General features: G+C 41.5%; 19 protein-coding genes. 16 read left to right on the forward strand and 3 right to left on the reverse strand.

The genetic code is table 11. The features are described from left to right. Positions 1 to 289 precede the first annotated feature (289 nt). The 5 genes from betB (at position 290) to R1T43_RS09905 (ending at position 9,665) form a co-directional block, all read left to right on the forward strand. Positions 290 to 1,753, forward strand: coding sequence for a betaine-aldehyde dehydrogenase (gene betB, locus R1T43_RS09885; protein WP_317355539.1), 1,464 nt, complete (start codon positions 290 to 292; stop codon positions 1,751 to 1,753). After that, on the forward strand, positions 1,753 to 3,423 hold the full coding sequence (gene betA, locus R1T43_RS09890; protein WP_317355541.1) for a choline dehydrogenase: 1,671 nt from the start codon (positions 1,753 to 1,755) through the stop codon (positions 3,421 to 3,423). The genes betB and betA overlap by 1 nt, the downstream gene beginning before the upstream one ends. 102 nt (positions 3,424 to 3,525) lie before the next feature. Beyond that, on the forward strand, positions 3,526 to 4,743 hold the full coding sequence (locus R1T43_RS09895) for a BCCT family transporter (protein WP_317355543.1): 1,218 nt from the start codon (positions 3,526 to 3,528) through the stop codon (positions 4,741 to 4,743). A gap of 71 nt (positions 4,744 to 4,814) precedes the next feature. Continuing rightward, positions 4,815 to 7,178: a TonB-dependent receptor gene (locus tag R1T43_RS09900; protein ID WP_317355547.1), complete on the forward strand. Its 2,364-nt coding sequence runs from the start codon at positions 4,815 to 4,817 to the stop codon at positions 7,176 to 7,178. Positions 7,179 to 7,349: 171 nt separating this feature from the next. After that, positions 7,350 to 9,665: a CehA/McbA family metallohydrolase gene (locus tag R1T43_RS09905; RefSeq protein ID WP_317355549.1), complete on the forward strand. Its 2,316-nt coding sequence runs from the start codon at positions 7,350 to 7,352 to the stop codon at positions 9,663 to 9,665. A gap of 1,063 nt (positions 9,666 to 10,728) precedes the next feature. On the opposite strand, the gene R1T43_RS09910 is transcribed toward R1T43_RS09905, so the two are convergent. After that, positions 10,729 to 11,922 (reverse strand): MFS transporter, encoded by a 1,194-nt coding sequence (locus tag R1T43_RS09910; RefSeq protein WP_317355551.1) that lies wholly within the window; start codon positions 11,920 to 11,922, stop codon positions 10,729 to 10,731. Positions 11,923 to 12,563: 641 nt separating this feature from the next. Between R1T43_RS09910 and R1T43_RS09915 the strand changes: the two genes are divergently transcribed. The 3 genes from R1T43_RS09915 to R1T43_RS09925 all read left to right on the forward strand — a co-directional run bounded on the left by R1T43_RS09915 (position 12,564) and on the right by R1T43_RS09925 (position 14,626). Then, a complete protein-coding gene (locus R1T43_RS09915) occupies positions 12,564 to 12,917 on the forward strand; it encodes a helix-turn-helix transcriptional regulator (RefSeq protein ID WP_317355554.1) in 354 nt (117 codons plus the stop codon). 12 nt (positions 12,918 to 12,929) lie between these two features. Beyond that, positions 12,930 to 13,397, forward strand: coding sequence for an ImmA/IrrE family metallo-endopeptidase (locus R1T43_RS09920; protein WP_317355557.1), 468 nt, complete (start codon positions 12,930 to 12,932; stop codon positions 13,395 to 13,397). A gap of 431 nt (positions 13,398 to 13,828) precedes the next feature. Beyond that, entirely contained in the window at positions 13,829 to 14,626 is a 798-nt protein-coding gene (locus R1T43_RS09925) for a DUF2971 domain-containing protein (protein WP_317355559.1), read from the forward strand. 251 nt (positions 14,627 to 14,877) lie between these two features. Here the strand turns inward: R1T43_RS09925 and R1T43_RS09930 are convergent, their stop codons facing one another. Then, positions 14,878 to 15,564 (reverse strand): recombinase family protein, encoded by a 687-nt coding sequence (locus R1T43_RS09930; RefSeq protein ID WP_317355563.1) that lies wholly within the window; start codon positions 15,562 to 15,564, stop codon positions 14,878 to 14,880. A 132-nt stretch (positions 15,565 to 15,696) separates the two neighbouring features. Between R1T43_RS09930 and R1T43_RS09935 the strand changes: the two genes are divergently transcribed. The 8 genes from R1T43_RS09935 to R1T43_RS09965 all read left to right on the forward strand — a co-directional run bounded on the left by R1T43_RS09935 (position 15,697) and on the right by R1T43_RS09965 (position 23,361). After that, complete coding sequence (locus R1T43_RS09935) at positions 15,697 to 16,515, forward strand: hypothetical protein (RefSeq protein WP_317355567.1); 819 nt, start codon at positions 15,697 to 15,699, stop codon at positions 16,513 to 16,515. A gap of 294 nt (positions 16,516 to 16,809) precedes the next feature. After that, complete coding sequence (locus R1T43_RS09940) at positions 16,810 to 17,826, forward strand: hypothetical protein (protein ID WP_317355569.1); 1,017 nt, start codon at positions 16,810 to 16,812, stop codon at positions 17,824 to 17,826. A 337-nt stretch (positions 17,827 to 18,163) separates the two neighbouring features. Then, complete coding sequence (locus tag R1T43_RS09945; protein ID WP_317355571.1) at positions 18,164 to 18,547, forward strand: hypothetical protein; 384 nt, start codon at positions 18,164 to 18,166, stop codon at positions 18,545 to 18,547. A 720-nt stretch (positions 18,548 to 19,267) separates the two neighbouring features. Then, positions 19,268 to 20,428 carry a GIY-YIG nuclease family protein gene (locus R1T43_RS09950; protein ID WP_317355572.1) on the forward strand — a complete coding sequence of 387 codons (1,161 nt, stop codon included), beginning with the start codon at positions 19,268 to 19,270 and terminating at the stop codon, positions 20,426 to 20,428. A 902-nt stretch (positions 20,429 to 21,330) separates the two neighbouring features. Further along, positions 21,331 to 21,735: a hypothetical protein gene (locus tag R1T43_RS09955; RefSeq protein ID WP_317355574.1), complete on the forward strand. Its 405-nt coding sequence runs from the start codon at positions 21,331 to 21,333 to the stop codon at positions 21,733 to 21,735. A gap of 43 nt (positions 21,736 to 21,778) precedes the next feature. Beyond that, positions 21,779 to 22,060, forward strand: coding sequence for a DUF1524 domain-containing protein (locus R1T43_RS20070; RefSeq protein ID WP_410549006.1), 282 nt, complete (start codon positions 21,779 to 21,781; stop codon positions 22,058 to 22,060). 351 nt (positions 22,061 to 22,411) lie between these two features. Continuing rightward, the gene (locus tag R1T43_RS09960; protein ID WP_317355577.1) at positions 22,412 to 22,708 is read left to right on the forward strand and encodes a hypothetical protein; all 297 of its coding nucleotides are present in this window, start codon (positions 22,412 to 22,414) and stop codon (positions 22,706 to 22,708) included. 29 nt (positions 22,709 to 22,737) lie between these two features. Beyond that, on the forward strand, positions 22,738 to 23,361 hold the full coding sequence (locus R1T43_RS09965) for a hypothetical protein (RefSeq protein ID WP_317355580.1): 624 nt from the start codon (positions 22,738 to 22,740) through the stop codon (positions 23,359 to 23,361). Between the two features lie 263 nt (positions 23,362 to 23,624). Here the strand turns inward: R1T43_RS09965 and R1T43_RS09970 are convergent, their stop codons facing one another. Next, positions 23,625 to 25,268 carry a tyrosine-type recombinase/integrase gene (locus R1T43_RS09970; RefSeq protein ID WP_317355582.1) on the reverse strand — a complete coding sequence of 548 codons (1,644 nt, stop codon included), beginning with the start codon at positions 25,266 to 25,268 and terminating at the stop codon, positions 23,625 to 23,627. Positions 25,269 to 25,285 lie beyond the last annotated feature (17 nt).

The following is a 25,285-nucleotide window of genomic DNA, read 5'->3' on the forward strand; positions in this document are numbered from 1 at the left end:
TCTTCTCTAGTCTTCAATACTGAATAGAATCGCTACTTGAATTAAAGTTTCGATGATTAAAGCTTCGATTGGCAGTTATATGAGGGTTTCAACGTATTTGTAGACTGCGGTGAAAACGCTATCTGTAAACGTTTTAAAAACAATTAACGGATTCAAGACGTTAATTAAACGGTATGTGTGTTATTCGAGCGCTCAGGCCTGCGTAAAGCAGTAAGCACGCCTGACGAAGTAAATTTGAACAATGTTAGCGAGTTCTAATCTGCTGACAGTTATCAAAATAGGTTTTAATGTGACGACTCCGGTTTATCAAAATTTTATTCATGGCCAGTTCATTGCTAATAAAAGCGGCGAAACATTTGCGGTTAAAAACCCCGCTACCGACGATGTTATTTATCACGTTGAAGTGGCTGATGAAGCTGTTCAACAGGCGGCAATAGCAAGTGCAAAAGAAGGCTTTGCTACTTGGTCTGCCATGGCACCGGTTGAACGCAGTCGTATTTTATTAAAAGCAGTAGCGTTACTACGCGAACGTAACGATGATCTGGCTAAAATTGAAGTGCTAGATACCGGTAAGCCTTGGCAAGAAGCTGAGTGTGTTGATGTTGTAACCGGTGCTGATGTCATTGAGTACTTTGCTGGCCTGGCTCCTACGCAAGTAGGCCAACAGCAGATGGTAGGCGAAGACTTCTACTACACACGAAAAGAGCCACTTGGTATTTGCGCAGGTATTGGCGCATGGAACTACCCATTACAAATTGCGTGCTGGAAATCAGGCCCTGCACTAGCGGCTGGCAACGCATTAATTTTCAAACCTTCAGAAGAAACACCATTAGGTGCCATTAAACTGGCTGAAATTTTCTTCGAAGCGGGCGTACCAGCAGGCGTGTTTAACGTTGTACAAGGTGCAGCAGAAGTAGGCCAATGGTTAACCCAAAACCCTGATATCGAAAAAGTGTCTTTCACTGGCGAAGTCGGTACAGGCAAAAAGGTTGTGGCTAGCGCAGCAGGTTCGTTAAAAGACGTGACTATGGAACTTGGCGGTAAATCGCCATTGTTGGTGTTTGAAGACGCCGACGTATCGCAAGCGGTCAGCGCTGCTATGCTGGGTAACTTTTATACCCAAGGTGAAGTTTGCACCAACTGTACACGAGTGTACGTACACAAATCCGTATACCAAGCGTTTATCGACGAACTTAAAGCTCGGACAGAAGAAAATATTATTGCAGGCGACCCGCTCGATCCGAATGTGAATTTAGGCGCGCTTATTTCTAAGAATCATCAAGACCTAGTGATGAGCTACATCAACAAAGGTGTAGAAGAAGGCGCGACCGTGTTAACCGGTGGTACAACCTTAAGCCCTGAGTCTGCGCCAAATGGCTACTTTGTGGCTCCTACCATTTTTACCGATTGCACCGATGACATGACGATAGTTAAAGAGGAAATCTTTGGCCCGGTAATGAGCGTGTTGGTGTTTGAAGATGAAGCCGATGTGATTAACCGTGCTAACAATACTCACTTAGGTTTGGCTGCTGGCGTATTTACCAAAGATATTAAACGCGCACATCGTGTTATCCATAAGCTACAAGCGGGTATTTGTTGGATAAATAGCTATGGTAATTCACCGGCAGAAATGCCAGTTGGCGGCTATAAGCAATCGGGTATTGGTCGTGAAAACGGGATAGAAACGCTAGATCACTACACACAAACGAAGTCAGTTTATGTAGGCATGACCGACATAGAGAGCCCATTTTAATGAGTAAGCAAGCATATGATTACATCATAGTGGGTGCTGGCTCTGCAGGTTGTGTGTTGGCTAACCGACTATCAGAAGACGCGAACAACAACGTGCTTTTGTTAGAAACCGGCGGCAGTGATAAAAGCATTTTTATTAAAATGCCAACAGCATTGTCGATTCCGATGAATAGCGATAAATACGCATGGCAGTTTCACACCGAAGAAGAGCCGTTTCTAGATAACCGTAAAATGCATTGCCCTCGAGGTAAGGTATTGGGTGGTTCTTCATCTATAAACGGCATGGTATACGTTCGCGGCCATGCAAAAGATTTCGATGAGTGGGAAGAACACGGCGCACAAGGCTGGAACTACCAAGCTTGTTTACCCTATTTCCAAAAAGCCGAGTCTTTCTATTTAGGTAAAGATGAATACCGAGGTGGAAAGGGCCCGTTAGGGGTTAATAATGGCAATGAAATGGCCAATCCTTTATACACCGCTTTTATAAAGGCGGGACAGGAAGCCGGCTACGCAGAAACGGCAGACTATAACGCTGCTCAGCAAGAAGGCTTTGGGCCTATGCACATGACCGTGAAAGACGGCGTGCGCAGTTCAGCCAGTCGTGAATATTTAGATCCAGTCAAATCCCGCAAAAACTTAACATTAGTGACCGGTGCGTTGGCCGAAAAAGTCCTACTTGATGGCAAAAAAGCTGTGGGTGTGCAGTACAGCGTAAACGGTAAACGTATTACTGCAAAAGCGAATAAAGAAGTGGTGCTTAGTGCAGGCTCTATTGGCTCGCCACATCTTCTACAACTTTCGGGCATTGGCGACAGCGACACCCTTAAAGCCGCTGGCGTAGAAGTTAAGCATCACTTGCCGGGGGTAGGGCAGAATCTACAAGACCATTTAGAGTTCTACTTCCAATACAAGTGCAAACAGCCTATTACGCTAAATGGCAAATTAGGGCTGATTTCAAAAGGCTTAATTGGTGCGCGTTGGATGTTTACTCGCAAGGGGCTAGGGGCTACCAATCACTTTGAGTCTTGTGCGTTTATTCGCTCGAAGCCAGGTGTTGAATGGCCTGATATCCAATATCACTTCTTACCAGCCGCTATGCGTTACGATGGGCGCAGTGCCTTTGATGGTCATGGTTTTCAGGTGCATGTTGGTCACAACAAGCCTAAAAGCCGCGGTGCCGTAACCATTAAAACGGCTAACCCTACCGACGCACCCAAAATTCAGTTCAATTACTTGCAGCATCAAGATGACATTGAAGGCTTTCGTGCCTGCGTGCGCTTGACCCGTGAAATTATTGAACAAAGTGCGTTTGACGATTACCGAGAAGATGAAATTCAACCTGGTAAGCATATTCAAACTGACGAAGAAATTGATGCATTTGTGCGCCAAGCAGTAGAAAGCGCCTATCATCCGTCGTGCTCATGCAAAATGGGTGAAGATGCCATGGCAGTTGTGAACTCTAATACGCAAGTGCATGGTATTGAGAGCCTACGGGTAGTGGATTCTTCAATTTTCCCAACAGTACCAAACGGTAACTTGAACGCGCCCACTATAATGGTGGCTGAAAAAGCGGCCGATTTGATATTGGGCAAGCCAGCAGTAACGCATTCACAGGTTAACGTTGCTATATCAACTAATTGGGAAACGGTTCAGCGCAATTCAACGATTTAACCTGAGCCGCTTACACGTGCCAAAAAGGCATTTTTGGTGCGTATGGAAATATAAAAACAGGAAGAAAGATGAAGCATTATCGATTTTTTTGGGGAGCAAGTAATGACCTTATGGCTTAATGCTGGGATCATTTTTACCCTACTAGCCATTGTGGTTATTCTCGCTAAATGGGGAAATGTGAAGTGTATCGGTGTAACACCGGTTAGACTTTTCACCTTTATCGCCATTCTATTTACCTCGGGCTTAGATGTTGGCTTAATCATGTTTCCGCTCACTGAGTTCGGGGGCTATGAAAACGTAACAGCGAATCCTGAATATGCCTTTACCAATCCTATCGCCATTGAATTTGGCTATTGGGGCTTCCTTATTTGGGGCTTCTATTTTCTTACGTGTTTTTATTTTTGCGTAGTAGAGCCTAAGGTTAAGTTTTTCGAAATACCTCTGGTGAAGTTTATCAATAACGTTGTCATTATTGGTACCTGTGCATTCACCGCGTTTTTGCTTTTATCAAATCTGCCATGGTATTTACCTGCTTTAGGGGATGGTGAATCAATAATCCCCGTTTTCTATTTAATCGTATTTGCTGCTATCTGCTTTGCAGTTTACTCAAGTACTGACATCAAATACGTACGATTGTTGAGTATTTCTACCACCTGGTTGTTCATCGCACTAATTGGCTTTATGTGGGCAGGCGCTTTTCTAGGAAGCGATAGCCAAATTGCCGCATTTACCCACAATTTGGAACTAATAGGCAGTTATTTTGGAAACATAGAACATTTTGTATTGCCGCTAAATGATTACCATGAATTTTACTTATTTTGGTGGTTTGCGTGGAGCATCATGATTGGGCAATTTACCTCTCGCTTTGTAGGAGGGTTGAAAACCTATCAAGTGCTAGGCGCAATGCTGGTATTTCCTTCTATACCGATTGCTGTCTGGTTTAGCGTTATTTATCAGTACCACGAGGCAGGCATTCCAACCACAGGGTTGAAAAATTTTGCGATGGCCTTTGTGGGGATAGTGTTCGTTATTAACTCCCTAGATTCGCTTATTCGTTTGTATACCGACAATTTGAATTTGACTGTCAAACGGTTCGGGAAGCTTAAGTACATTGGGTTTAACGTAATCATACTGTCGTTACTTACCCTGCTTTTCAAATTAGAGTTCCTACAGATTCAGTGGGTTGGTGCACTAGTTATTGGTCTGTTCTTTAGCTGCGCAATTTTCATGCTGTACCGTAAGCCAAGAACAGTAAAAAATATCGATAGTTCACCGAAAGACAACAAAATTGATTTCACAAAAATAGATTCAGGGCAGTAAACGTCTTGAACAAAAACATTACTTTACATTTAAAACACTTAATAGAACAAAACACACTTAACGGGAGTTTTATGAACACTTATATGCCAAAAAAGCGTAGTTTCATTGCTTTATCAGTACTTGCAGGGATGTCATTAACATCAATGCATGCGTTAGCTCAAGAAGCGGAAGCGCAAGCAGCTGAAGAAGAAAAAGAAAAAGAAGTTGAATCAATATTGGTGACTGGACGTAATGTTTCTTACGCAAACAGTGCCATTTCAACAGAAATGAAAAAACAACAGACCCCGATGACTAGCGCATTGGCTCTCATCGATAACTTGCCTGGGGTACTGGTTACTGAAGGCGACCCATTTGGCTCTGATGAGTGGTCTACAACAATTTCAATCCGTGGTTTCCAAGTGAACTTAGATTCACAACAAATCGGTATGACTGTTGATGGTATTGCCAACGGTAACTCGAACTACGGTGGTGGTACGAAAGCCAGCCGATATATTGATACCGAAAACTTACGTAGTACGGAAGTTTCTCAGGGTACCGCTGATATCAGTTCTCGTTCGAATGAAGCGCTAGGCGGTACGATGGATTTCACAACCATCATGCCTGCGTTGGACGAGCAATTAACAGTAAGTACAACGTTTGCAGAATACAACGCCAGTAAAATTTATGTTCGTTATGATACAGGCGAGATTGCACCAGATACGTTTGCATGGCTTTCATTATCTACACAGCAAAATGATGATTACATGGATGGGTCAATCACCAATACCCGTGACCATTTAGAAGGTAAAATCATTAGCACAGTAGGTGAAGTAGACCTTACTGGCTATGTGAGTTACGACGATGCACAAGAATACACTTATCAGCGTGTTTATGGTTTAGCGCAGTATGCTCAAAACCCCGATTGGGATGGATTAACGGAAAGTTGGTCTGGCATTCCATATCAAGATCAGGTTTATCGTGGAGGATGGGTTACCGAGCGCGAGAACTTCTTCACCTATTTAAAAGCCGATTTCTCAGTGGGAAGCATCGATTTTAGCACTAACGTTTATTATCACGAAAATGAAGGTACGGGTAAGTGGAACCCATACTATATTGCTGATGTAACCGACGACGGTGCAGGTAATGCAAACTCTGAATTAGATTCGTCTACTACAGCTTATGGCGGTGCGTCACAAGGTTTAATCTACTTTGTAAATAGTGCTGGCGAAGCTTTATCACCGGTTGATGGCTGTGTAAGCTCAATCAGTTCACCTTATGGTGGTGGCGGTGCTGAAGTTGATCCAAATTGCTATGAACAAGGTGCTATTGCAGTAAGCTCTAATCGCCACACACATTACAATAAGAAGCGTTATGGCGTAAACGGTGATTTTGTTTGGCATACAACTATTGCCGATATGGACAACGTAGTTCGCGGTGGTTTCTGGTACGAAGATTATCAGCGTGACGAATACCGCGATTGGCACAAGACCATTGATGCTTCAACGAGTTCTCGCTATGAAAACACTCCTTATTGGGTTCAGTACGACCGAGAATTCCCGGTTGAAACGCTTATGTATTATGTTGAAAACGAACTTGATGCAGGGTTTGCTAAGCTTCGTTTAGGGGCAAAGCAATTTAATGTTGATGTGTCTAAAGAAGACCAATTTACGCCTGAAAATAACTTAAACATATCATCTGATTCTGATGTACTGATTTCAGCTGGTTTCGTTGCACCTTTACCGGTTGACGGTTTAGAGCTTTTCGGTGGGTACGCAGAGAACTTTGCAGCGGTTAAAGATGCTGTATTAGAGCGTGACGATACTGATATCAGTACGGTAGAGCCAGAAACCGCAGACAATATCGATTTCGGTTTGCGTTATTCAACACTAGGGTTTAATGCTAGCTTAACGTATTACACTATTGAATTTGAAAACCGCATTACCTTTGTTAGCAACGAAGATGTAAATGGTATCGATTTCTTAGAATCTGCGGCAGGCGGCTACATCAATGACGGTGGTATTGAATCTGATGGTATAGAAGCATCAGTTGATTACAACATCACTGATTCACTAGGCATATATGTTTCTTATACCAAAAACGATTCAACTTACACTGACGAAGGCGTTAGCGGTAACACCGTAATAGGCTCGCCAGAAGATATGGCTGTGGTTAGCTTTGACTATACTAAAGGTGATTTCTACGCTGGCTTTAGCACCAAATATGTAGGTGAGCGTTTCTTAGACCAAGCTAATACACAAGAAACTGACTCTTACATTGTTAGTGACCTATATCTAGGTAAAACGGCTTACGATATTGGCGGCGGCATTGATAGCGTAGAGCTAAGCTTTACGGTAAACAATGTGTTCGACGAAGACTACCTTGGTTCTATTGCTGCAAACGCTGGATGGATTGGTGCACCTCGCATCGCTTCTTTCAACGTTCGCGTTGCTATGTAATTAGCACTGCGTAATTAGAGCTATGTAATACAATAGATAAAGCCGCAATCAGAATTTCTGGTTGCGGCTTTTTTTTCAATTGCTACCACATATTTTCGCTCTTCAGATTTATTATTTTTCTACTTACTCAATTCACTAAAGCGACTTGTTATTGCCACATAAGGTGTTTCTATGAAGTTTTCGACGCTTAGCCCTGCATTATTGGGTATCTCATTACTGGTATCGGGTAGTCTTGTATCTCATGCGAGTCATGCCTCGGTTAGTATCACAAAAGGCAAAACAGCAATTCCACATGGAAATGCTATTTCCAATCAAGATTTAACCATTCAAAACGATAAATTGGCATTTGCTATAGCAGTAGACTCAGCGCCGCCGTGGGGGGTAGCAAGAGGCTGTATAGTTGATATTGCTAATGTGAAAGCTGATGGCACTTTGAGTAACGACCGCGTTGCTTTTGCCGATTTCATTCCAAATAACTGGTCTAGCTGGCCCAACACCTACACCAAAATTGATATTCTCAAAGACACGGCTGAAGAAGCGGTAGTTAACATTAAAAGAGACTTTGGTGACGCAGAAATAAGTACCACATACCGCCTTTCTGAGGGTTCAGACCTTATTCATGTTGAAACCACCATGACTAATAAAGGTGATAGCGATATAGAAGCGCTTTCGGGCTACACATTATGGCCAGATTCCGGATACAAATTCGCTGTTCCTCGAAATCACACCATCGATAAACCATTAGAAAATAAATGGTTATCAGACCGTTTTGTAGGTTACGACGAAGAATGGGCCATTGCATTACACGCACCTTATATGCGTGAAACTAAAAATCAATCACGTGATTTATACGCGGCACATATACTTAGCCCTTCACAAAGGATGACATTCTCGGGTGATTATCAGGTGTTGCCACGCGGTGACTTAGCGCCCGTTGTTAGCGCTGAAATAAAACGTAAAGGGCTAAAAAACGGGACAATTCAAGCGCACATAAGTACTCAGGAAGGGCAAGACGTAGAACAAGCCGCTATTGTCATATCGCAGAATGGTGTGCCTTACATGTGGGCGATGGGTGATGGCAAGAATGTGGCATTCACACTGCCGGTAGGAGACTACGAAGTGTACGCTACAGGCAAACAACATTCAGACAGTAAAACGCGCCTGATAACAGTTGAAGAGAATGCGACCCAAACACTTTCATTCGATGCGCTTCGCGCACCCGGCAAAATAAGCCTTGATATTACCGATGCAAAAAGTCAGCAGCCCATAGATGCAAAAATTACGATAGAGCAGGGTAACCAACCACTTATCGAATATTTGGGTGCGCGAACCTTTTTTACTGACCTTGATAATATCGGCAACGCCGTATTTGGTTTGGCACCGGGGGAATACGAATTAAGCGTTTCACATGGTGCGGATTTTAATGCCCAAAGTACCATGATAGCGGCAAGTGTTGATGCAAATAAAACAACAACCGTAGCAAGCGCTATTGATGTAAAAACCTATCCCACGAAGCACGGTTGGTACGCGGGCGACCTGCATCATCATGCCGATGTGTTAGAAGGGTCAACTAATCCGAAAAATTTGGTTCGTTCTCAGTTAGCAGCTGGTTTAAACGTGCTGTTTGTTAGCGATCATGATTCCACTAAAAACAACGACACCATTCAAACACTGGCCGATAAGCGCAATGTACCCTTTATACCATCTATTGAAGTGTCGCCGTCTTGGGGGCATTTCAATGCGTTTCCTATTAATAGTGGGGCGCAATTAACGGTTGATCCTGGTGTAGATGATATACACAGTATTATTGAAGATGTTCGGCGCATGGGTGCTACTGTTATTGCCTCAAATCACCCCTACATACCTTATGGCTATTTAAGCAGTTTAGATAAAGGCACAGCGCCAGGGGGATTTAATCCTAGCATTGATTTATTCGAGTTAAATGCAGTGGTGCCTAACACCCCAACCATTAACAAGGCGCACCAGTTGTGGAGTGAAGGATTACCGTACTACTTTACTGCAGGTTCAGACACCCACGACGTATTAAACCAAACCAGTGGATTGAATAGACTATTCGTTTATACAGGAAGTAAACCGACAGCTAAAGCCTTCGCACAAGCAGCAAAAGACGGTCATTCTTACGTATCTTTTGGCCCTGTTATTTACCCCGAAAATGTGATGTTTGGCGATACTTTGAAGCTTGCAAAGGCACAAGCACAAACGATCAGTTTCGATTTGGTGGCGGTAAATGGGCTTAAGTCTGTGCAGTTAATTGGTAGCGATAGCACTGCAACTGCTACCAAAAAGCAAAGTGCCGCGAGCAGTGTAGTGCTTGAAGATAAAAAACTAACTGGGGATCACGATTCCGTTAGTTTTAAAGTACCACAAGTCTCTGGATGGGTAGCGTTAGTTGTAGAGGATAACGAAGGCCGTAAAGCCTATACCAACCCTATTTGGCTTGAGCTGGTTGATGAGAGCCAGTTTTAGTTAATGTTAAACGTGGGTCAGAGTGCTTTTGTTAGTAAAGGTATTCTGACCTCATTTCTTTAGTTCTTATTCGTCAATAAATAGAAAAGCTGATAAAAACGGTCAATCTTGAGGTAGATGTATATTCGTTATTCCTAGAGCTATTTGGTTACATATAAAAAGAGCCATTCGGTTCGCATTTATCGTATTCGACCGAATGGATATAGAAATAGTGTCATTTATTAGTGAGCTTAATGCTTCCCCATATGCAAAATTAGCACATATATCGATAATTTAAAAAATTAGGCCGCTTTGATGATAATTATTTTAAGCCTCGATCATTTATTCGAATAGTACTTGAAATCACTGTACTTCAGACTTCCTAATTTCTAAAAAGTTAGTCACTACTAACCTAAAATTTATGCCAGTATAGATGCATATTTAACCACCAGATATTGGGTTGCAATCAAACACAAAGCTCACTATCTTGTGATCAGACGATGGATTGTAAGAGCGAGAGAAACTCATGGATGAGGAGGGAAAGGCCAGTTAGTGGCTGGCCTTTCATTAACAGGAACTCATTGTGTTTGGTAATGGATCCCAAAGAAGACTAACATTTCCCGTGCGAATCTTCATGCTCAAAGTATCGTAAAACACCATGGAAAATCAATAGAACTAGTTCGTTTTTTTCACTCTATTGCTTAGGTTGTCGGATTTTTTTAAGTATTTCAATGAGCTCCAAAATATTAACAATTTTAGAGTAAAAGAAATGAAAATATTATATTACAAGGATTTATCGTGTCCCTTTAAGTACGGTAAAGTTTGTTTAAACCCTGAACTAGAGCCCATGGTTTGTGATAAGCCTACTATTACTGGAGGGTTTGAATTATGAGCGGCAACTACACTGATGGTAAATTTGTTTACTGCCGATTTAGACGTAAACGCAATAGCTCTGAATTGATGGACGCTCACGACTATGGGTATCAAGCATGGCGAATACCGATAAAAGCTAAAGCTAAGTAGTTGCTAAAATAGTTGGTTGGGGGCTTTATAGCCCCCTTTTTACTTTTTAACTAACTGTTTCTCAACTAGTAGCAAGGGCAGGATTGCGATTACGCAGTTGTAAATAACTTAGTCCCCACATGATAAACCCACCAAAGAACAGCATAGCCGATGCGTAGCCGGTTTCGTTGAAACTAGCGCCAGATGCCAACATAGCACCGCCTAACATAGGGCCAATGGCATTTGCCGTATTAAACGCGCACTGCACTAGGGCGCCTATCATTGCATGTCCCGTGGGTGAAACATCTAACAACATCGACTGAATAACAGCGGCTAAGCCAACACTTGCGCCTAGTAGGAATACGGTAAGGTATAGCCACCAAATATTGCTCGCCGCAAATACGTACATAACAGCTACGCCAACACTACATAGTAATGCTATACCTGTGGTGCGAAGAGGGGATTTGTCAGCAAGTTTACTAATAAACCAGTTACCGATAGTGGTACCAATACCGAACATCATCATGGCTACCGAAATAGTGACTTCTGGTGAGTTAGTCACGTTTAATATGGTATCGGCAAGGTAGGTATAAATACAAAAAACGCCACCAAAACCCACAAATATAATACCTGAAATTGACCATACCAATTTATTTTTAAGTACGCCAAACTCCTCTCGTAAGTTCGTTGGAGTAGTCACCGGGCTACTAGGTACGAACAGATAAATAAGTGCAATGGTGATGAGCGCAAGCACCGCCACTATAGCCATACACACGCGCCAACTCATATTCTGCCCAATCATGGTAGCCATGGGCACACCAACGATTGTGGCAATAGTTAAGCCAGCAAATACCATCGACATATAGCTGGCGCGTTTTCCAGTAGGCGCCATACTAGCGGCAATTAACAACGCGGTGCCGAAATAAGCGCCGTGGGGTAACCCAGACAATACACGATAAAACACCAACTCTGGCAAGCTTGAAGCGATAGCACTTAAGCCATTAGCTATACACATCATTGCTGCAAAGATAATTAATGCAGTGCGACGGTTGGTTTTATTGGTGAGTAACATAAACGAAGGCGCGCCAATGACCACACCAATGGCATAGCCGCTTATTACATTGCCGGCCATAGATGGCGTAACATCGAAACTTTCAGCGATAAGAGGCAACATCGACATAGATGAAAACTCGGTGAGCCCTAACACAAACGTGCCAAGAGCCATCACTAACATAGGCCAAATTACAGTGCTTCGGTTTGAAGGTGATGCAGACATAAATACCTTAAAATTTTAACAGCTACCGCTGATAGGGGCGCCATCAATAACAAATACGTTGTGAGAACTTGTGCGATAGAAAGCAATTAACGCGTTAACGCTAACATTTGATATAGCAACTTGGTGTAGTAGGGATGTTTTGAATCAATGTAGGCCTAATTAACAAAACGAAAATACGCAGCAACATTGAATAGTGAATTTTTATTATTTAAGCATTATACGTTATTAACGCTTCATGTTTCTATTACTAGCGCCATAGATAGCCGAGTTTTATCGGTCAAGTGCTGAGATATCCAAACAGGCTTACTTCTTATTTGCCCATAAATGCAAAAAGCCCCTAAAAGGGGCTTAAAGCGAATTGGTGGAGCTGGCGGGAAGTGCCACCTAGTAAAGAGGCTGATAATTAACCTATACGATACATAGTCTTATACTTGTATGCAAACCCACTTTTATAATAATCATGACACTTAATCGTGACAGCGTGTAATCTCAAACCCTGACCAATGACCCTAAATTAACCTCGAATAATAAATTAACCTTTTTAGTTAATTTATTTTAACTTTTGGGTTGAGTTTTGTCGTGGGTTAGGTTAAGGTTGCATAGTGATATACATTTAGTAAAGCTTCTTGGAGGAGGTTAGCATGGCACTTACAGAGTTTGGAAAAGCCGTCAGAAAAGCCCGTATCGATACAGGATATACGCTTAAGACAATGGCCGAAGAACTAGGTAAATCTGCTGCGTTTTTTAGTAGTATGGAAACGGGTACTAAAAAGATACCGAAAGACTGGGTAGTAAAGATTTCGGAGTTTTTTGAAAGCAAAGATTATTCAGTACCAGAACTTGGTAAATATGCAGATGTTTCAAACCGAAGCGTTTCATTGGACGGTCTTTCACAACAGCAGCAGATGTTGGTTGCAGGGTTAGCTCATTCACCCTTTACACCATCAGAGTTAAAGAAAATAGCGGAAGTTTTGGATCAGTGTAAGAATAAGTAAAAGGGGAAATGTATGCCTGAAAGTTATCAGCTTAGAGGAATAAGAGTAAGACCTTTAAGTGAAATAGAAATTGCAAAAAATGCTTTAAGTGTATGCGAGGCTTTTCGTCTTACGAAACGAAAAGTCAAAAGTATTGACCAGTTTTTTGAGTCTTTATATATCCTTGGCATCACTATAAGCGTCATCGAGTCAGAAGAATGGCTGCAATTGACTAAAGGGTTTTGCAATCCCTCTGAACGCAAAATAATGATACCAGAGCATATATACCAAAATGCTTGTATCGGCGAGAGAGAGGCTCTCGCTGTCATGTTCCATGAGATAGGGCATCTCTTTCTCAATCATCAACCAATTCTACACTTTTCCGACGTTTTGCCAAAAGTGGAAGAAGACGCTGAATGGCAAGCAGATACATTCGCAGAAGTGATTTTAAAACATTTAGGATATGATCTTGAACAGCTTAGTTTAGACTTTTATATGTAAAAAACCCCATCCAAAAAAGGATAGGGTCTTCGCCCCCTGTCAAAGTTGCAGCTTTGATTAGGGATTGTTCTAACCCGAGAATTTAGCGAGTCATAACTTATGTTTTACAAGTTAGAGTATAGACTTCTTTTTTTAAAAATCAAGACACACTTGTGGGCGACGTTCTCTCAACTTGAGAAGAGTAAGCGCTATGAAAAGTGGTTATTGTCCTAAGTGTAAGCAACCTTGTGAAGTTAGCTTTGTCAGCCATTTTAAACGCAATGGCAAAGTTTTCTATCCTAAAAAAGGCAAGCGTTGTTTTGTCATTCCACACTGCACTAACTGCAGTAAATAAGTAGTTGGCCCGCTGTGAGGCGGGCTATTTCTTAGGATTCTGTGATAAAACGAAAATACGTTAAAGCACTGTTTATTTTATTTTTAGCAACGGCAATATGTATCCTCAACGACTATATAAATACCTCAGTTTTAATTCAGGCTCTCTCAAAGCGATAACCGATGCTGAATTAAAATTTACACTCCCGGTTGACTTTAATGACCCATTTGACTGTCTGGCATCATATTCAGATGAGTTTGTGAGCCAAAGTATCAAAGTGCAGCGGAACAATCTCTATGATAGCTCTGGACTCAAGAAATTGTCCCCAGCAAAAAAGTTACTCGCTGGAGGGCGAGCAAAACGTAAAGCTCAGTCGAAGGCCAAGGAAGGAGGGATTTATTCGACTCTAAGAAGTAGTGATATAGGTGTTTTGAGCTTAACCAGTAACAAAGACAACTTATTAATGTGGTCGCATTACTGTAAGAACCATACTGGCTTTGTAATGGAGTTTGAGCCACAGTGGTTTGGTGAAAGAGGGGACTGTGAAAATTCCCTAGTAAGGCTGGAATCGTTAGTCGCTCTTAAAGTTATTTATTCAAAAGAAAGGCCTGTCCTAAATGGAAAGGAATCCGGTCAAGATAGGTTGGATAAGTTGCTATTAACAAAGTCCATAGATTGGGAGTATGAAAGCGAGTACCGCGTAATAGATCATTTGAGAAGAGGCGGAATTCATCCATACAAAAGAGAGCTTTTAAAAGGGGTATATATTGGTGCGGAAATGCGCTCGGAGGATGTTGAAACCATCAAAGAAACGGTCGCCATGACGAACAAAAAGCACAACATGGATGTAAGAGTATTTCAGAAGAAACTGTGCGAAAGGAGCTTTAGTCTAACTGAACACGAAGTCATTCTTTAGTCTCGATGGACCTCCACATATGCAAACGTGTGATTCAAAATTGAGCTTAAAAAAGCGCCACTGGCAAAACAGAAGTAAGTTAAATAAGAAACAACCTGTCTAGTACTTGGTTGCATCTTACTGTTGCCTCATCTGCTTTTCTTATCAAACGTTATTGATAATTTGACATGGGAACACGAACCAATAGGTCAATGTAAGGTAGGTATACAATTCCAGCTCAACACTTGAACATATCTTACTCACAAATTTGATTATAAGGCGAATTGTTTCGTTTCGGCTAGACTTTGACAGCGCTTCACATAGTTCCTCACAGTTTGGGCAGAATACAGCTTGTTTCGGTCAGTCCTTAATCCTATTTGGTTCAGTCTATTTGCCATTTCTCTATAGCTAAGTTTAGTTTCAATCATTGGGCTTAAAAGAGGTAATAATCTTACTGCCCGCTTATTAGCTTCTTCAGTCTTTTTTCTGTTTCGAGCATTAGTCTTGTCGCGTAATCCTCCAAGTTTTGCTCCCTGTTCTTTTTTCTCAAGCAGTGCTGCTTTAGTCCTTATACTAATGAAGTCTCTCTCTTGCTCTGCCAAAGCCGCATAGATATGAAGCTGAAATTTATCTGCGTTTGGCATTGAGGCAACTTTGAACTTCAAAAAGTTGTCTTCCATCAAAGTTGCTATGAAAGAAACTTTTCTGCTCAACCTATCAAGTTTCGAAACGATTAGCGTAGCACTGAGGTGTTTAGCCCTCAATATGGCTTCTGTGAGCGCCTGTCGCGAAGAATCATTACCGCTAACTATATCTGTGTACTCGTCTACTAAATTGCCATCAGAGACGTAATTAGTGATGAAAAGATTTATGTCTCGTCTTTGTGCTTCCAAGCCTAATCCGGACCGACCTTGGTCTTTCGTACTTACTCTAAGGTAGGCAATATATTTTTCGCTCATAAGAGCTCTCCATGAGTGTTGTAAAAAACAACAACGGTGGTTGTGTGTTTTACATCTTAGGATAGCCGCCTTAATATGTCGGGCTAAATCAGCTCATCCAGCCAAAGCATTTTAAGAAGTAACTCGACCCAGATGTCTATTATCCCTTTATTGAACTTAGTGAAAGCAGAGCGAACTTTTATTATTGATACGCTGATTTACGACTCACCATTGCTGGTTGGGGTTGGTCTTAGTTTAGGAACAAATTACTGCCTTGAGATACAGGTTGGAAATGATAGTAGATCGAGGCAACCGCTAAGTAACGTTGACGAGCTAAGAAGATATTTGAATGTGATATCTAGCGACGCTTTCGATGAGGAGGCTCTATCACAAGAGACGAGCATATTTGATTATATCGATACAAGTCAGGCTAAGAAGAGAAGTATAACGAAAAAGACTTTTCTACCATTGAGCTGCTCTCATGCAAAAGCCATAGTAAGCAGCGATAGCGCCCGATTAAAGAATCACGAGTTTCATCTAGGCTCAAGTCAATCTCTTGATGTGTTCATTGTACCCAACCGACACCATGTCCTTTCTAGTAAGAATATCATCGTCAACTTACCTGTGTATGATTTTAACTTAAGCCTGTTGCTTAAAAAATTCGAAACAAAATACAAACACCAATTTGACCGTGTTAACCGGCTCAAAATTATATCCAAAGCAAAGGGGCATTTACACCCCGCTCTGTTCGGGGCGCTTAGATTTTCTATTGAGCATAAGCGCCTCCCTCGCAAATGTGGCAGAAATAGAACGGATGAAGCTGACATGTGGGAGTTTATTAGGCATGACTATGTTGACTCACCTCATACGGCCAATGCAGTTATTTATGAGGGAACTATGATTAGGCAAGAGGATATCTGGAAACAGTATAATGAAACCTATTCGAAATACTTGATTGCCGCAATTTGTTAGTAACCTTCTGTATTTAAAGTAAAAGTCATTTAATCGATGTTATGTCGAATTTCTATCACTTTTAGTGTTTGACCGTGAAAATACGATTTTTCAACGAAATACTTTAGTTGGTTAATATGGATAACACTTTAAACGCTATTCTTAAGCCCGCAGAGGCTCAAGGGGCGAACGTTAATTTATTTTGGACGTTGGCCCAAAACACCCCTCCATCACACCCCTATAACACCATATATGTGCAGTTTACAAAAGCTTATACATGTCGGTCACTAACTATAAGCAGTCAGGCGCACAATTATGTCTAAAATTAGTAGTGCACATATTCATGAGAATCGCCGTAAGCTCGATTCAGCCTACGTTTCAGTAGGTAGGCAATTGCGTGGTGTTAGTAGCGCTCTATTATATGGTCATCTTTACAAGTCTGAGTCTGGTAGAGAGTATGAAAGCAAAGCTGTGGAACACCTTGTTGATGAAAGAAAAAAGCTAATTCTTGAGCAAAGAGAGCTGCCTTGTAACCCCAAGCGCAATAATCGCGATATGCAAAGGACGATGCGACTGAAGAGTCTTCTTGGAGATGGTTATTTCAATTACAAATATAACATTGAACTTACTTACTTATTCGAAGAGCTAAAAGAGTCGGTTGATTTTCGAAAAAGCAAGATTTGTCATATTACCGTTCAATTTAAACATGATGTTAGCGATAGGGCGCGGGCTAGTGAGGGTGAGTTTAAAAAGTTTAAACAAAAGCTCGCAAATCTAATGAAGGGGGCGCTAGGAGAAGATGTAAGAGGTTTTCTTGTTATAGAGAGGTCTTATGTTAAATTCGTGCCCGGCCGCTCTAGAAGTCGTCTCACGGCGCTGCACGCACATTTTGTTATCGAGCATTGCTCAACTTTGTCTAAATCGGATATTAATAACCGAGTGAGACAAAAATTTAAGAGGGTGAGTGAGCTATACGATACGAGCGTAGGTGTATTCCATGATTACACTGTAAGAAGACCCAAAGATGCAAAGGTAAAGACCTTCAAAACACCGGTTGACCTCGGACTAGTTGACTATCTATCGAAAGAATTTGATAAGCCGATGATTAAAGGTGTAAAGAACTACTCAGTCTTTGGTAAAAATCTAAATGTCAGAATCCGGCGTGAGTGGCGTTTCAAGCAACGTGTTGCTCTAGATAGGGCTTATGCGGGACTAGATAAGAAAGTCGGTGTAGAGCGCTTAGAGTTCGATATAGTAGCGTATTTTGAAATGATTATAAATTCTGTATCACGCCCACCTAAGTTAGATAAGTCTCTGTCTGAGGTTGCTTGATTATTATACCATGTCGGTATGCATTTTTTATGAGGCGACTTCATAAGGGGGAAGCTTTGGTTGGTTCAATCACATCGGAAGTGAGGTTTCTTTTAAACAACGGAGTTAATGAGCATCAAGCCAAAACGGCTAAGTTTTGTATATACGCTCATAAGTCTGCTGTGGGTCTTTATATAGGAATGAGTGAAGACCCTGCAAGGCGCTGAAATGAGCACCAGAGAAGCGCTACTGAAGCAATTGATAAGAACCACAACAATCCGTTTAAAGCCGCTCTGAGATCTTTCCGGGAGGCTTTACTCACTTCGTCATTGCGACCGCTAATACTAAGATTGCTGCCTTGAAAAAAGAAAGTGCGGCTATTGATTACTACAAACCTGAATTGAACTCGTCTTCAAATTTGACAAGCTATGAACGAGTTTATGATTTTAGGCCACTAAACATGTCGACAGCTATTTCTTGTGTTTTGAAAGAGAAGAGCAGGTCAAAGAACGACAACTCAAAAACAGACAAAGACAGAGTCACTGTTGAAGCGGTAGTATATCTATCGGGCAATAGGAGACGATTGAAAACTGTTAAGCCGGAACCTTTTGATAAAGTGATGAACATATCGTGCAATAAAGCCGCTCTAGATGATTTTGAAGCTGGAATTATTGTCCAAATTAAAGTAGCTGTAACAGGAGGGCAAGTCAGAAGTGGGTATTTAAAAGCAGCGAATACATAGTTCATTCGAAAAGTCATCGCAAAAGCTAAGTCCTAGATAAAAGTCCTCTTTTAGGTGGGTATGGCTTCATAAAAAAAGCCTAACTCAACTTCGGTTTCTTATACTTATCATTGTCGCTGTTGTTGGCTCGATAGTTTAACAACTTATCGAGCTTATCAGTCATTGACAGCTCCCATCCGGCCACAGCTTTCATAGCCTCATAAACACTCGAAAATAATGGCCGCCTTACGGTCTTTTTTTCCTGTGAATCGTGTCACGCAACTTGTTCGCCAACTCCCAAAGCATCCTCTTTCTACGAATGTTTAGTTGTATGTATGTCATGTTTGACATACAAAATAAGCTTAGTAATCAGTAATTTAATCTTTGATTTCTATGATTTTCTAACTACTCTTTTAATTTGGGTTTTAGAGTGGTTTATGATTAATGAATATTCATAGATTTACAGCTGAGCACAAGGCTTCAAGTCAACCCAAAGTGCCATGTAGCTTATATATTCAGCGTTTAAAAAGACTAATAGCGCGAAGCCTGCTAAGCGAGCAGTCCAAAGAGGACGCGCTGCGGTTATCCAATTCTGAGTATCGTGCTAAGTACAATAGTCGGAAATCTTACATTGAAGTGGATGGTTGCGAAATCTGCCTGAATGTCCTTTATGAGAGTAACTCCGATGGCACTATCAAATATTGTAACTTTAGAAATCGTATAAGAACTTACTCTAACAGGTTGAAAAAGTACGGATTTAAACATGACGAATCCATAGTTGTATTCGCTGCAACCTTTATTAATGTAGAGTGGGCGAGGGTAATCGGCTCAGGTAAAGCCAGGCCATTTCATTATACGGGTAAACATTTTAAGGCATTTACTGGTAGGACCTTCTGCTCTCTGTACCATTTTTTGATAAAGGTTCAACTTCAAGTACGCTTCAAGTTAATACGTTCAAGGTTGAAACAAAAGTGGCCCTTAGATAGAGCTTTACTTGAAGAAAAGCGTGAAGCGAATCGCAACGCTGGTTCTGTATATTGCCTAACGTGTAATCCCAGTCAGAAAAGGTATGTAGGCATTACTTGCGGTAGTATCAACTCTCGGTTTAAAGAGCATGTCAGAGAGGCGTCAACGAACTCAACTAGATTAATAGCTTCCGAGATAAGGCAGTTTGGCGCTGAATCTTTCGGTGTTAAACCCTTAGCCTTAAATGTACCAATTGATAGCCTCGGAGAACTAGAGAGAGTTTACATCGCTAAGCTAAATACTCTCCGCCCGTTTGGGTTAAATGCGAATCGGGGTGGGCAAGTAAGCTATACAGCTGGCAAGCAAATCAAAATCGAAGGCGAGACATTTGAGTCAATTACAATCGCCTCAGAAATCATTAGTGCAAAGACCGAGGGAGCGGTGCCAGCTTATATTATTGAAAGTCGTATTAGGAGCGGTAAGGTTAAATTAGGCGAGCTTATAAAGCCTTGTAGAAGAGCTAGCAAACACAGTGAGGCTGGGACGCCACTGTTCCGAAGACACAAAGACTTGTTAAAGAGAAAGACGCTAGATGAGCGGTGGAAGGTTTACGACTTATTTAAAGCCGATGTGTTAGAAAATATTTCATTTAAAGACGTAGAGGCAAAGAGATTAGTTCTGGCAAAAAAAGACAGCAATCAACCATACTCTAAACAAAACTTCGAATGGGTTTCCAAATTAGAAGTTACAGTTAAGCGTTGTGGGAAGAAGTGTGTGGTTGATGGTCACTTATATGCCTCTGTGGAGGCTGTGGCGAGGTTCTTTGAAATACCTGCAAGCTCTCTTAGGTATGAGATAAAAAATAGCTCTAAAAGTGTTGAGGGGGCGGTTTTTGCGATATTGGAGAGGCGAACTAAAATTACACGCTCGAAGTGATAAGTAATACAGAGGGGTTACGCCAGCGCAGTTCAATAATGTATGTCTAAACTCAACAGAATAAACTATGAAGTAAGATAAGTGTTTCGAAGGTTTGTAATTGCGATTTTCTTGTCTAGTTAATTCAATTCTAATAGGGACCGAACATATTAATAGGTCTAGCTGCAATAGTATTCTGATTCGGACGCTAAAATTGCAAATCTAAAGCAATGTCCTAGGTGTAAGCTATCGCATTGGTGGGTATAGCTTCTTAAAAAAGTTCTTATAAACTTCGTTCCTTATACTTGTAGAGATGATTAATGAAAAATCACCTGGTTAGTAGTGCGTAGAGCTTTGGGTTATATCCACATTGAGCCTCAGTCCGCTTATGTGTCTCTTAACTATCAAATCAACATATTTATCAAACTTTCGCGATAAGTCGCGCTAGCGAGGATTATAGGGCGCTATGTTAGTAACACCAAGGAATGACCGTAGCCATACACAGGTTAGGGAGACAAGATTGTATACAGTAATAACAGAAAATGACGAATCTAAGTGGGTCGACGAAACTGGCTCTCTTTATCATTTTCCGAAGCGATATGAGAAATACCTCCTCGCTGGTACACAAGTCCTTTACTACAAAGGCAAAATTAAAAACGTCCAGTATCGAAACGCCCGACTGTCTGATAGTCCGCATTATTTTGGTGTTGCTAGGATTGGTAAAGTTTACAAGGATAGGCAAAGCTCACAGTGTGCCAGTTTCGACTTATGAAGAGCCTAGAGCTTTAAATCCTGAAGTCGACTTAGTTCCCTTATGTGCAAACTGTCACTCGATAGTACATCGCCGAAAAGACAAAACACTTAGCGTTGATGAACTAAAAGCTATGATTAAAAGCGCCTCTGGTGTTGTATAAGGGTAGTCAGTGAAGTCAGTAGTAACAGCTTTAACTATCTCATGTTTCGCAATCACTCTTAGTCAAGGTCACGCAGCTCAGCATATCAATTTGGTTAAGAAGTCTTCATCCGGCATATGTCATGATGTTGGTAGCCGGTGGCACTCTAAACTTAAGCGCTTCAAAGCCTACGCGACAATCGACGCCTGTTTAGCCAAAGGTGGGCGCATGTACTCAGGTTACCGAGTAACGAATGGGGAGGGTATAGATAGTGAATATAGTAGAGATTTGTTTCCGCACTGGGTTGATGATGACAAAGATTGCCAAGACACAAGGGTCGAGGTTTTAATTACTCAATCAAGTGTCCCAGTTGTATTCGCTGATAAGTCGAATTGTCAGGTAACTACGGGGGGCTTGGTACGACCCCTACACTGATAAAGTATATTACGATGATGATGACCTCGATATTGACCATATAGTGCCTCTAAAGTGGGCTTATGAGCATGGCGCTGATGATTGGTCGCTTGCATTAAGGAGAGAGTTCGCGAACGCCCCTATGAACACAATCGCTGTTTATGGAAGAGCAAATCGGTCAAAGGGGGCAAGAGGGCCTTCAGGGTGGATGCCACCAAATCATTACTATCGATGTGAGTACTTAGAACGGTTTATAGCAATTACCACAATTTACTCTTTAGAATTCAAGCATCGTGAAGTTAGAGTGATTAATCAACAGTTAATTGCCTGTGCAACTGAAATGTAATAAAGAGTGTGATATCGAATCGCTAGTACGGTGTGTTTGTATATTGAACCTGACCATTCTAGATGGGCTACTAAATTCTGTAGCCCCTAATAACTGAGTTTAAACAGGAAAGCCCTTTTCTTTGCTAATGTAGGAAAAAGGAAGTAGTATCAAATTAACTGCCAGAACATAATTTTATTGTTCACATTCCGTCGAAATGTCATTCGTCGCAAAAAGTGCTTTAAAAGCACTAAATCCGCAACAGCTCCGACCAGTTAGGCCTTGCATTTGTGTAGTATTGATGGTGGATGGCTATGAGCCATCTTTACTTTCAATCAAAGCCATGATTAATTTCTGGCAAGGACAACAGCAATGAAGACCATCTCAAAATTCAGAGTACGTCAAAAACTTCAAGTTATATCAAAGCTTGGAGATAGCCACGTTGTGCTTGGGCAAAAGTGTAAAGGTATTACAGACCGATTTTTTATTGTTCGTGATAATTTCGAGCGCATATTGGAAGTTAACTCATCTATTTCTGTTGATGCAGAGTTACAGCGCGATACTAAAACTGGTCGTGTTCGTGTAATAGAACATAACGATATTAGGTTGCCGCTAAATGATATCAAGAATAATTTTGCATTAAACACAGGCGTCTCTGTGAGCTGCTAATTGCCCTTTTTGACTGGTAATGGATTACTGTGCCCCAACTGATAGGACAACACGACAAAGTTATAATCTCATGCACTGATGTTGAAGAAGATGGCTATATTTCGAGTACTTCTGAAAATATCACTATTGAAGAGTTGATTGATGATAATGTCGTAAAAGTAACGATATACACTTTCTCAGATAACAAGGGTATGATTGTTGTTGAGCGCCACGGTATTTCAATTGCTAATTTTAATTTCGATGTACTCTCTGCTCAGCATACACTAGTTCAAGCATTTATGCTTCAGAACAGGGCCGTCGCTCAAATCACCAGCGCTTTAGTAAATGACGCCTTCCGCGGTTATGGTATATCACGCGCTTGCTACTCATTACTAAGTCGCCAATATGTTGTTTGTTCAGATGAAAAGCAAACCCTCGATGGTGCTGCTTTGTGGTATTTTAATATTCCGAAAATTGACGGTATCACAATGCATATTGTCTATCGATACGATAAACCAGATTACATGATTGATGAATGGGCAAGCCAAAAAGCTTGGTCTGGCGACAATGCCTTAGTGAATTTCGCGCTAGATAGCGGAATTCCTGCTACTTGTGATGAAGATCACAGTAAGACTGTTTTCGTTGCAGTACCAAACTTTTACCCTTTCAGTTAGGATTGGATTCTAGTTCGCGTTGCATTGAGCTCAGCTTCCTCATTATCAGTTCAGTCCCTTCTCTTAGTAGTCCTCATTGATGTTCAGAGCGCGTGTGTGAATTAGCTGATGCATTTACTAACGAAGCAATTAATTCTATTTCGTCAACTTGATTTATGAGCTCTATTTTAGTCATGTAATCCCCCTCGCTGTCAGAGGAATTACTATAGACTATGTAGACGCATAGTCGATACTGTACGCAGGGATAGTTAAGTACGAAGACCCTAAACGCCAGAGTACTTTTGCCTCTTGATGAACCTTTCATAAGATACATTTTTCCAATCAAAGCCAAAGTCGATGGCATCAATGTATTTCTTTATGTAAGGGAGGCTGTAGCTGCCGTGGTTGTAAGTTTGAGCGCGCACGCTGTCATCACTATGTCCTGTAACATAATAGCTCTCATCGCGCCTCAGGGGGCTCCCATCGATTTGTGTTTTATCGAGCAGAGAAACAAAGGTGTGCCTAAACGAATGAAACGCTAAGGGAGTGCCTCTGTCATTTTTTCGAGGTACGTTGGCGTACTCAACGAAGAATTCGTTGTACCATCGAGAAACCATATTGCCTTGACCTTTAGTCGAGCTTAGTTTTAAGTCTCCGAACAGTAAACCTGTCTTTTTCCGGCCGATAAATTCAACTAGGCCGGCATTTAAAACCGCTTCAGCGATTGGTATGTTTCGAATTGAATCTGATGTTTTTTTAGACTTTGATACCCCTTCATCTTTAAGGGCTGGCGTTTTCCAAACATCATTGACTGAAAACACGAGTACGCCGTCAACAGTAGTTATATCCTGAACTTCGAGGCAGGCGATTTCCGATATGCGCATCCCCGAGTGTGTCGCAATGAGAGGGGCCCAAAAGTGGAAGCTTTTTGGCATCTCGCGAAAGCGCTTTTCATTCGTATAAATGTAGCTTTCAAAAATCTTCTTTATATGAAGTGATTCATACATGCCTCGTGTTTCTTTGACCTTGCTACCCTTTGATATAGCAACCTTGAGATGCTTTGAGTAGTCCAAATCGACAAAGTGGCGTTCATGTAACCAGGTTAGAAACCCCCTTATGTCTGAAAAGTGCTTTTCAAGCCCTCCAGTCGAAAGGGGAGTTCCAGTTGAGCGTTTGGCAGCTTCAGCCCACCAAGCTGAAATCTCATCTGCCTTCTCTAGATTGACTTTGAGTCGTTCTTTACCAATATTCTTAGGTAATGATTTAAGAGTGTTAAAATAGCGCTCTATTGACCTGCTATCCAAAGATGTCGACATTGTTTCGAAACCGACTATCTCCGCAAACCGAGTAAAGTTTGATAATGCTTGCTTTGTCGTTCTATCGCCCCAGGTGCTCTCTTTATATGCGCAATAGCCGTCTATAAGCTCACCGAGAGAGCGAGAGTTGGTTGGCTTAGGAGTTGAGCTAGGATTTGCCGAAGCCCCTGTGGCTAGAGCTGAGAGCAAAGTATTCTCTTTGTCTTTAGAAAGACGCAATTCGAGCTCTAACCGTTGAACCTTTTCTTCAAGTTGTTCAGTAGATTTGAATACATCGTCGACTTTATTGTCCAATCTTCGCTGTCTGATGGGGGCCATCCACTTAACAATCGAGGGGTCGGTCTTCGCTTCTACAACCTTCTCTATCATTTCTTTTAGAGTGTCTTTAAGTTGAGTGATTTCTGAGTCATTCATATGTTTATTAATTCTAAATTCTGCCAGCATGGAGCTCGCCGAGGGCATAACTGCACAGTAGCGTTCGAATGCGAGAGCGTACTCTTTGGTTTTTAATGAGAATTGAAGTTGAAAATGTCCCTGCTTTGCTTTTGTCAATATACTAAAGCGCAAACAGTAAACACCAAATCTGTTCTTATATAGATAACGGTTTTTCATTTCGTGACACCAAATCG

Origin of the sequence: Alteromonas sp. CI.11.F.A3 (assembly GCF_032925565.1) — a bacterium.
Lineage (GTDB): Bacteria > Pseudomonadota > Gammaproteobacteria > Enterobacterales > Alteromonadaceae > Alteromonas.

What these genes read in the sequence shown, in the direction of transcription:
- betA (WP_317355541.1), top strand. Translation starts at nt 1,753, where the DNA reads ATGAGTAAGCAAGCATATGATTACATCATAGTGGGTGCTGGCTCTGCA.
- R1T43_RS09895 (WP_317355543.1), top strand. Translation starts at nt 3,526, where the DNA reads ATGACCTTATGGCTTAATGCTGGGATCATTTTTACCCTACTAGCCATT.
- R1T43_RS09900 (WP_317355547.1), top strand. Translation starts at nt 4,815, where the DNA reads ATGAACACTTATATGCCAAAAAAGCGTAGTTTCATTGCTTTATCAGTA.
- R1T43_RS09905 (WP_317355549.1), top strand. Translation starts at nt 7,350, where the DNA reads ATGAAGTTTTCGACGCTTAGCCCTGCATTATTGGGTATCTCATTACTG.
- R1T43_RS09910 (WP_317355551.1), bottom strand. Translation starts at nt 11,922, where the DNA reads ATGTCTGCATCACCTTCAAACCGAAGCACTGTAATTTGGCCTATGTTA.
- R1T43_RS09915 (WP_317355554.1), top strand. Translation starts at nt 12,564, where the DNA reads ATGGCACTTACAGAGTTTGGAAAAGCCGTCAGAAAAGCCCGTATCGAT.
- R1T43_RS09920 (WP_317355557.1), top strand. Translation starts at nt 12,930, where the DNA reads ATGCCTGAAAGTTATCAGCTTAGAGGAATAAGAGTAAGACCTTTAAGT.
- R1T43_RS09925 (WP_317355559.1), top strand. Translation starts at nt 13,829, where the DNA reads ATGTATCCTCAACGACTATATAAATACCTCAGTTTTAATTCAGGCTCT.
- R1T43_RS09930 (WP_317355563.1), bottom strand. Translation starts at nt 15,564, where the DNA reads ATGAGCGAAAAATATATTGCCTACCTTAGAGTAAGTACGAAAGACCAA.
- R1T43_RS09935 (WP_317355567.1), top strand. Translation starts at nt 15,697, where the DNA reads ATGTCTATTATCCCTTTATTGAACTTAGTGAAAGCAGAGCGAACTTTT.
- R1T43_RS09940 (WP_317355569.1), top strand. Translation starts at nt 16,810, where the DNA reads ATGTCTAAAATTAGTAGTGCACATATTCATGAGAATCGCCGTAAGCTC.
- R1T43_RS09960 (WP_317355577.1), top strand. Translation starts at nt 22,412, where the DNA reads ATGAAGACCATCTCAAAATTCAGAGTACGTCAAAAACTTCAAGTTATA.
- R1T43_RS09970 (WP_317355582.1), bottom strand. Translation starts at nt 25,268, where the DNA reads ATGAAAAACCGTTATCTATATAAGAACAGATTTGGTGTTTACTGTTTG.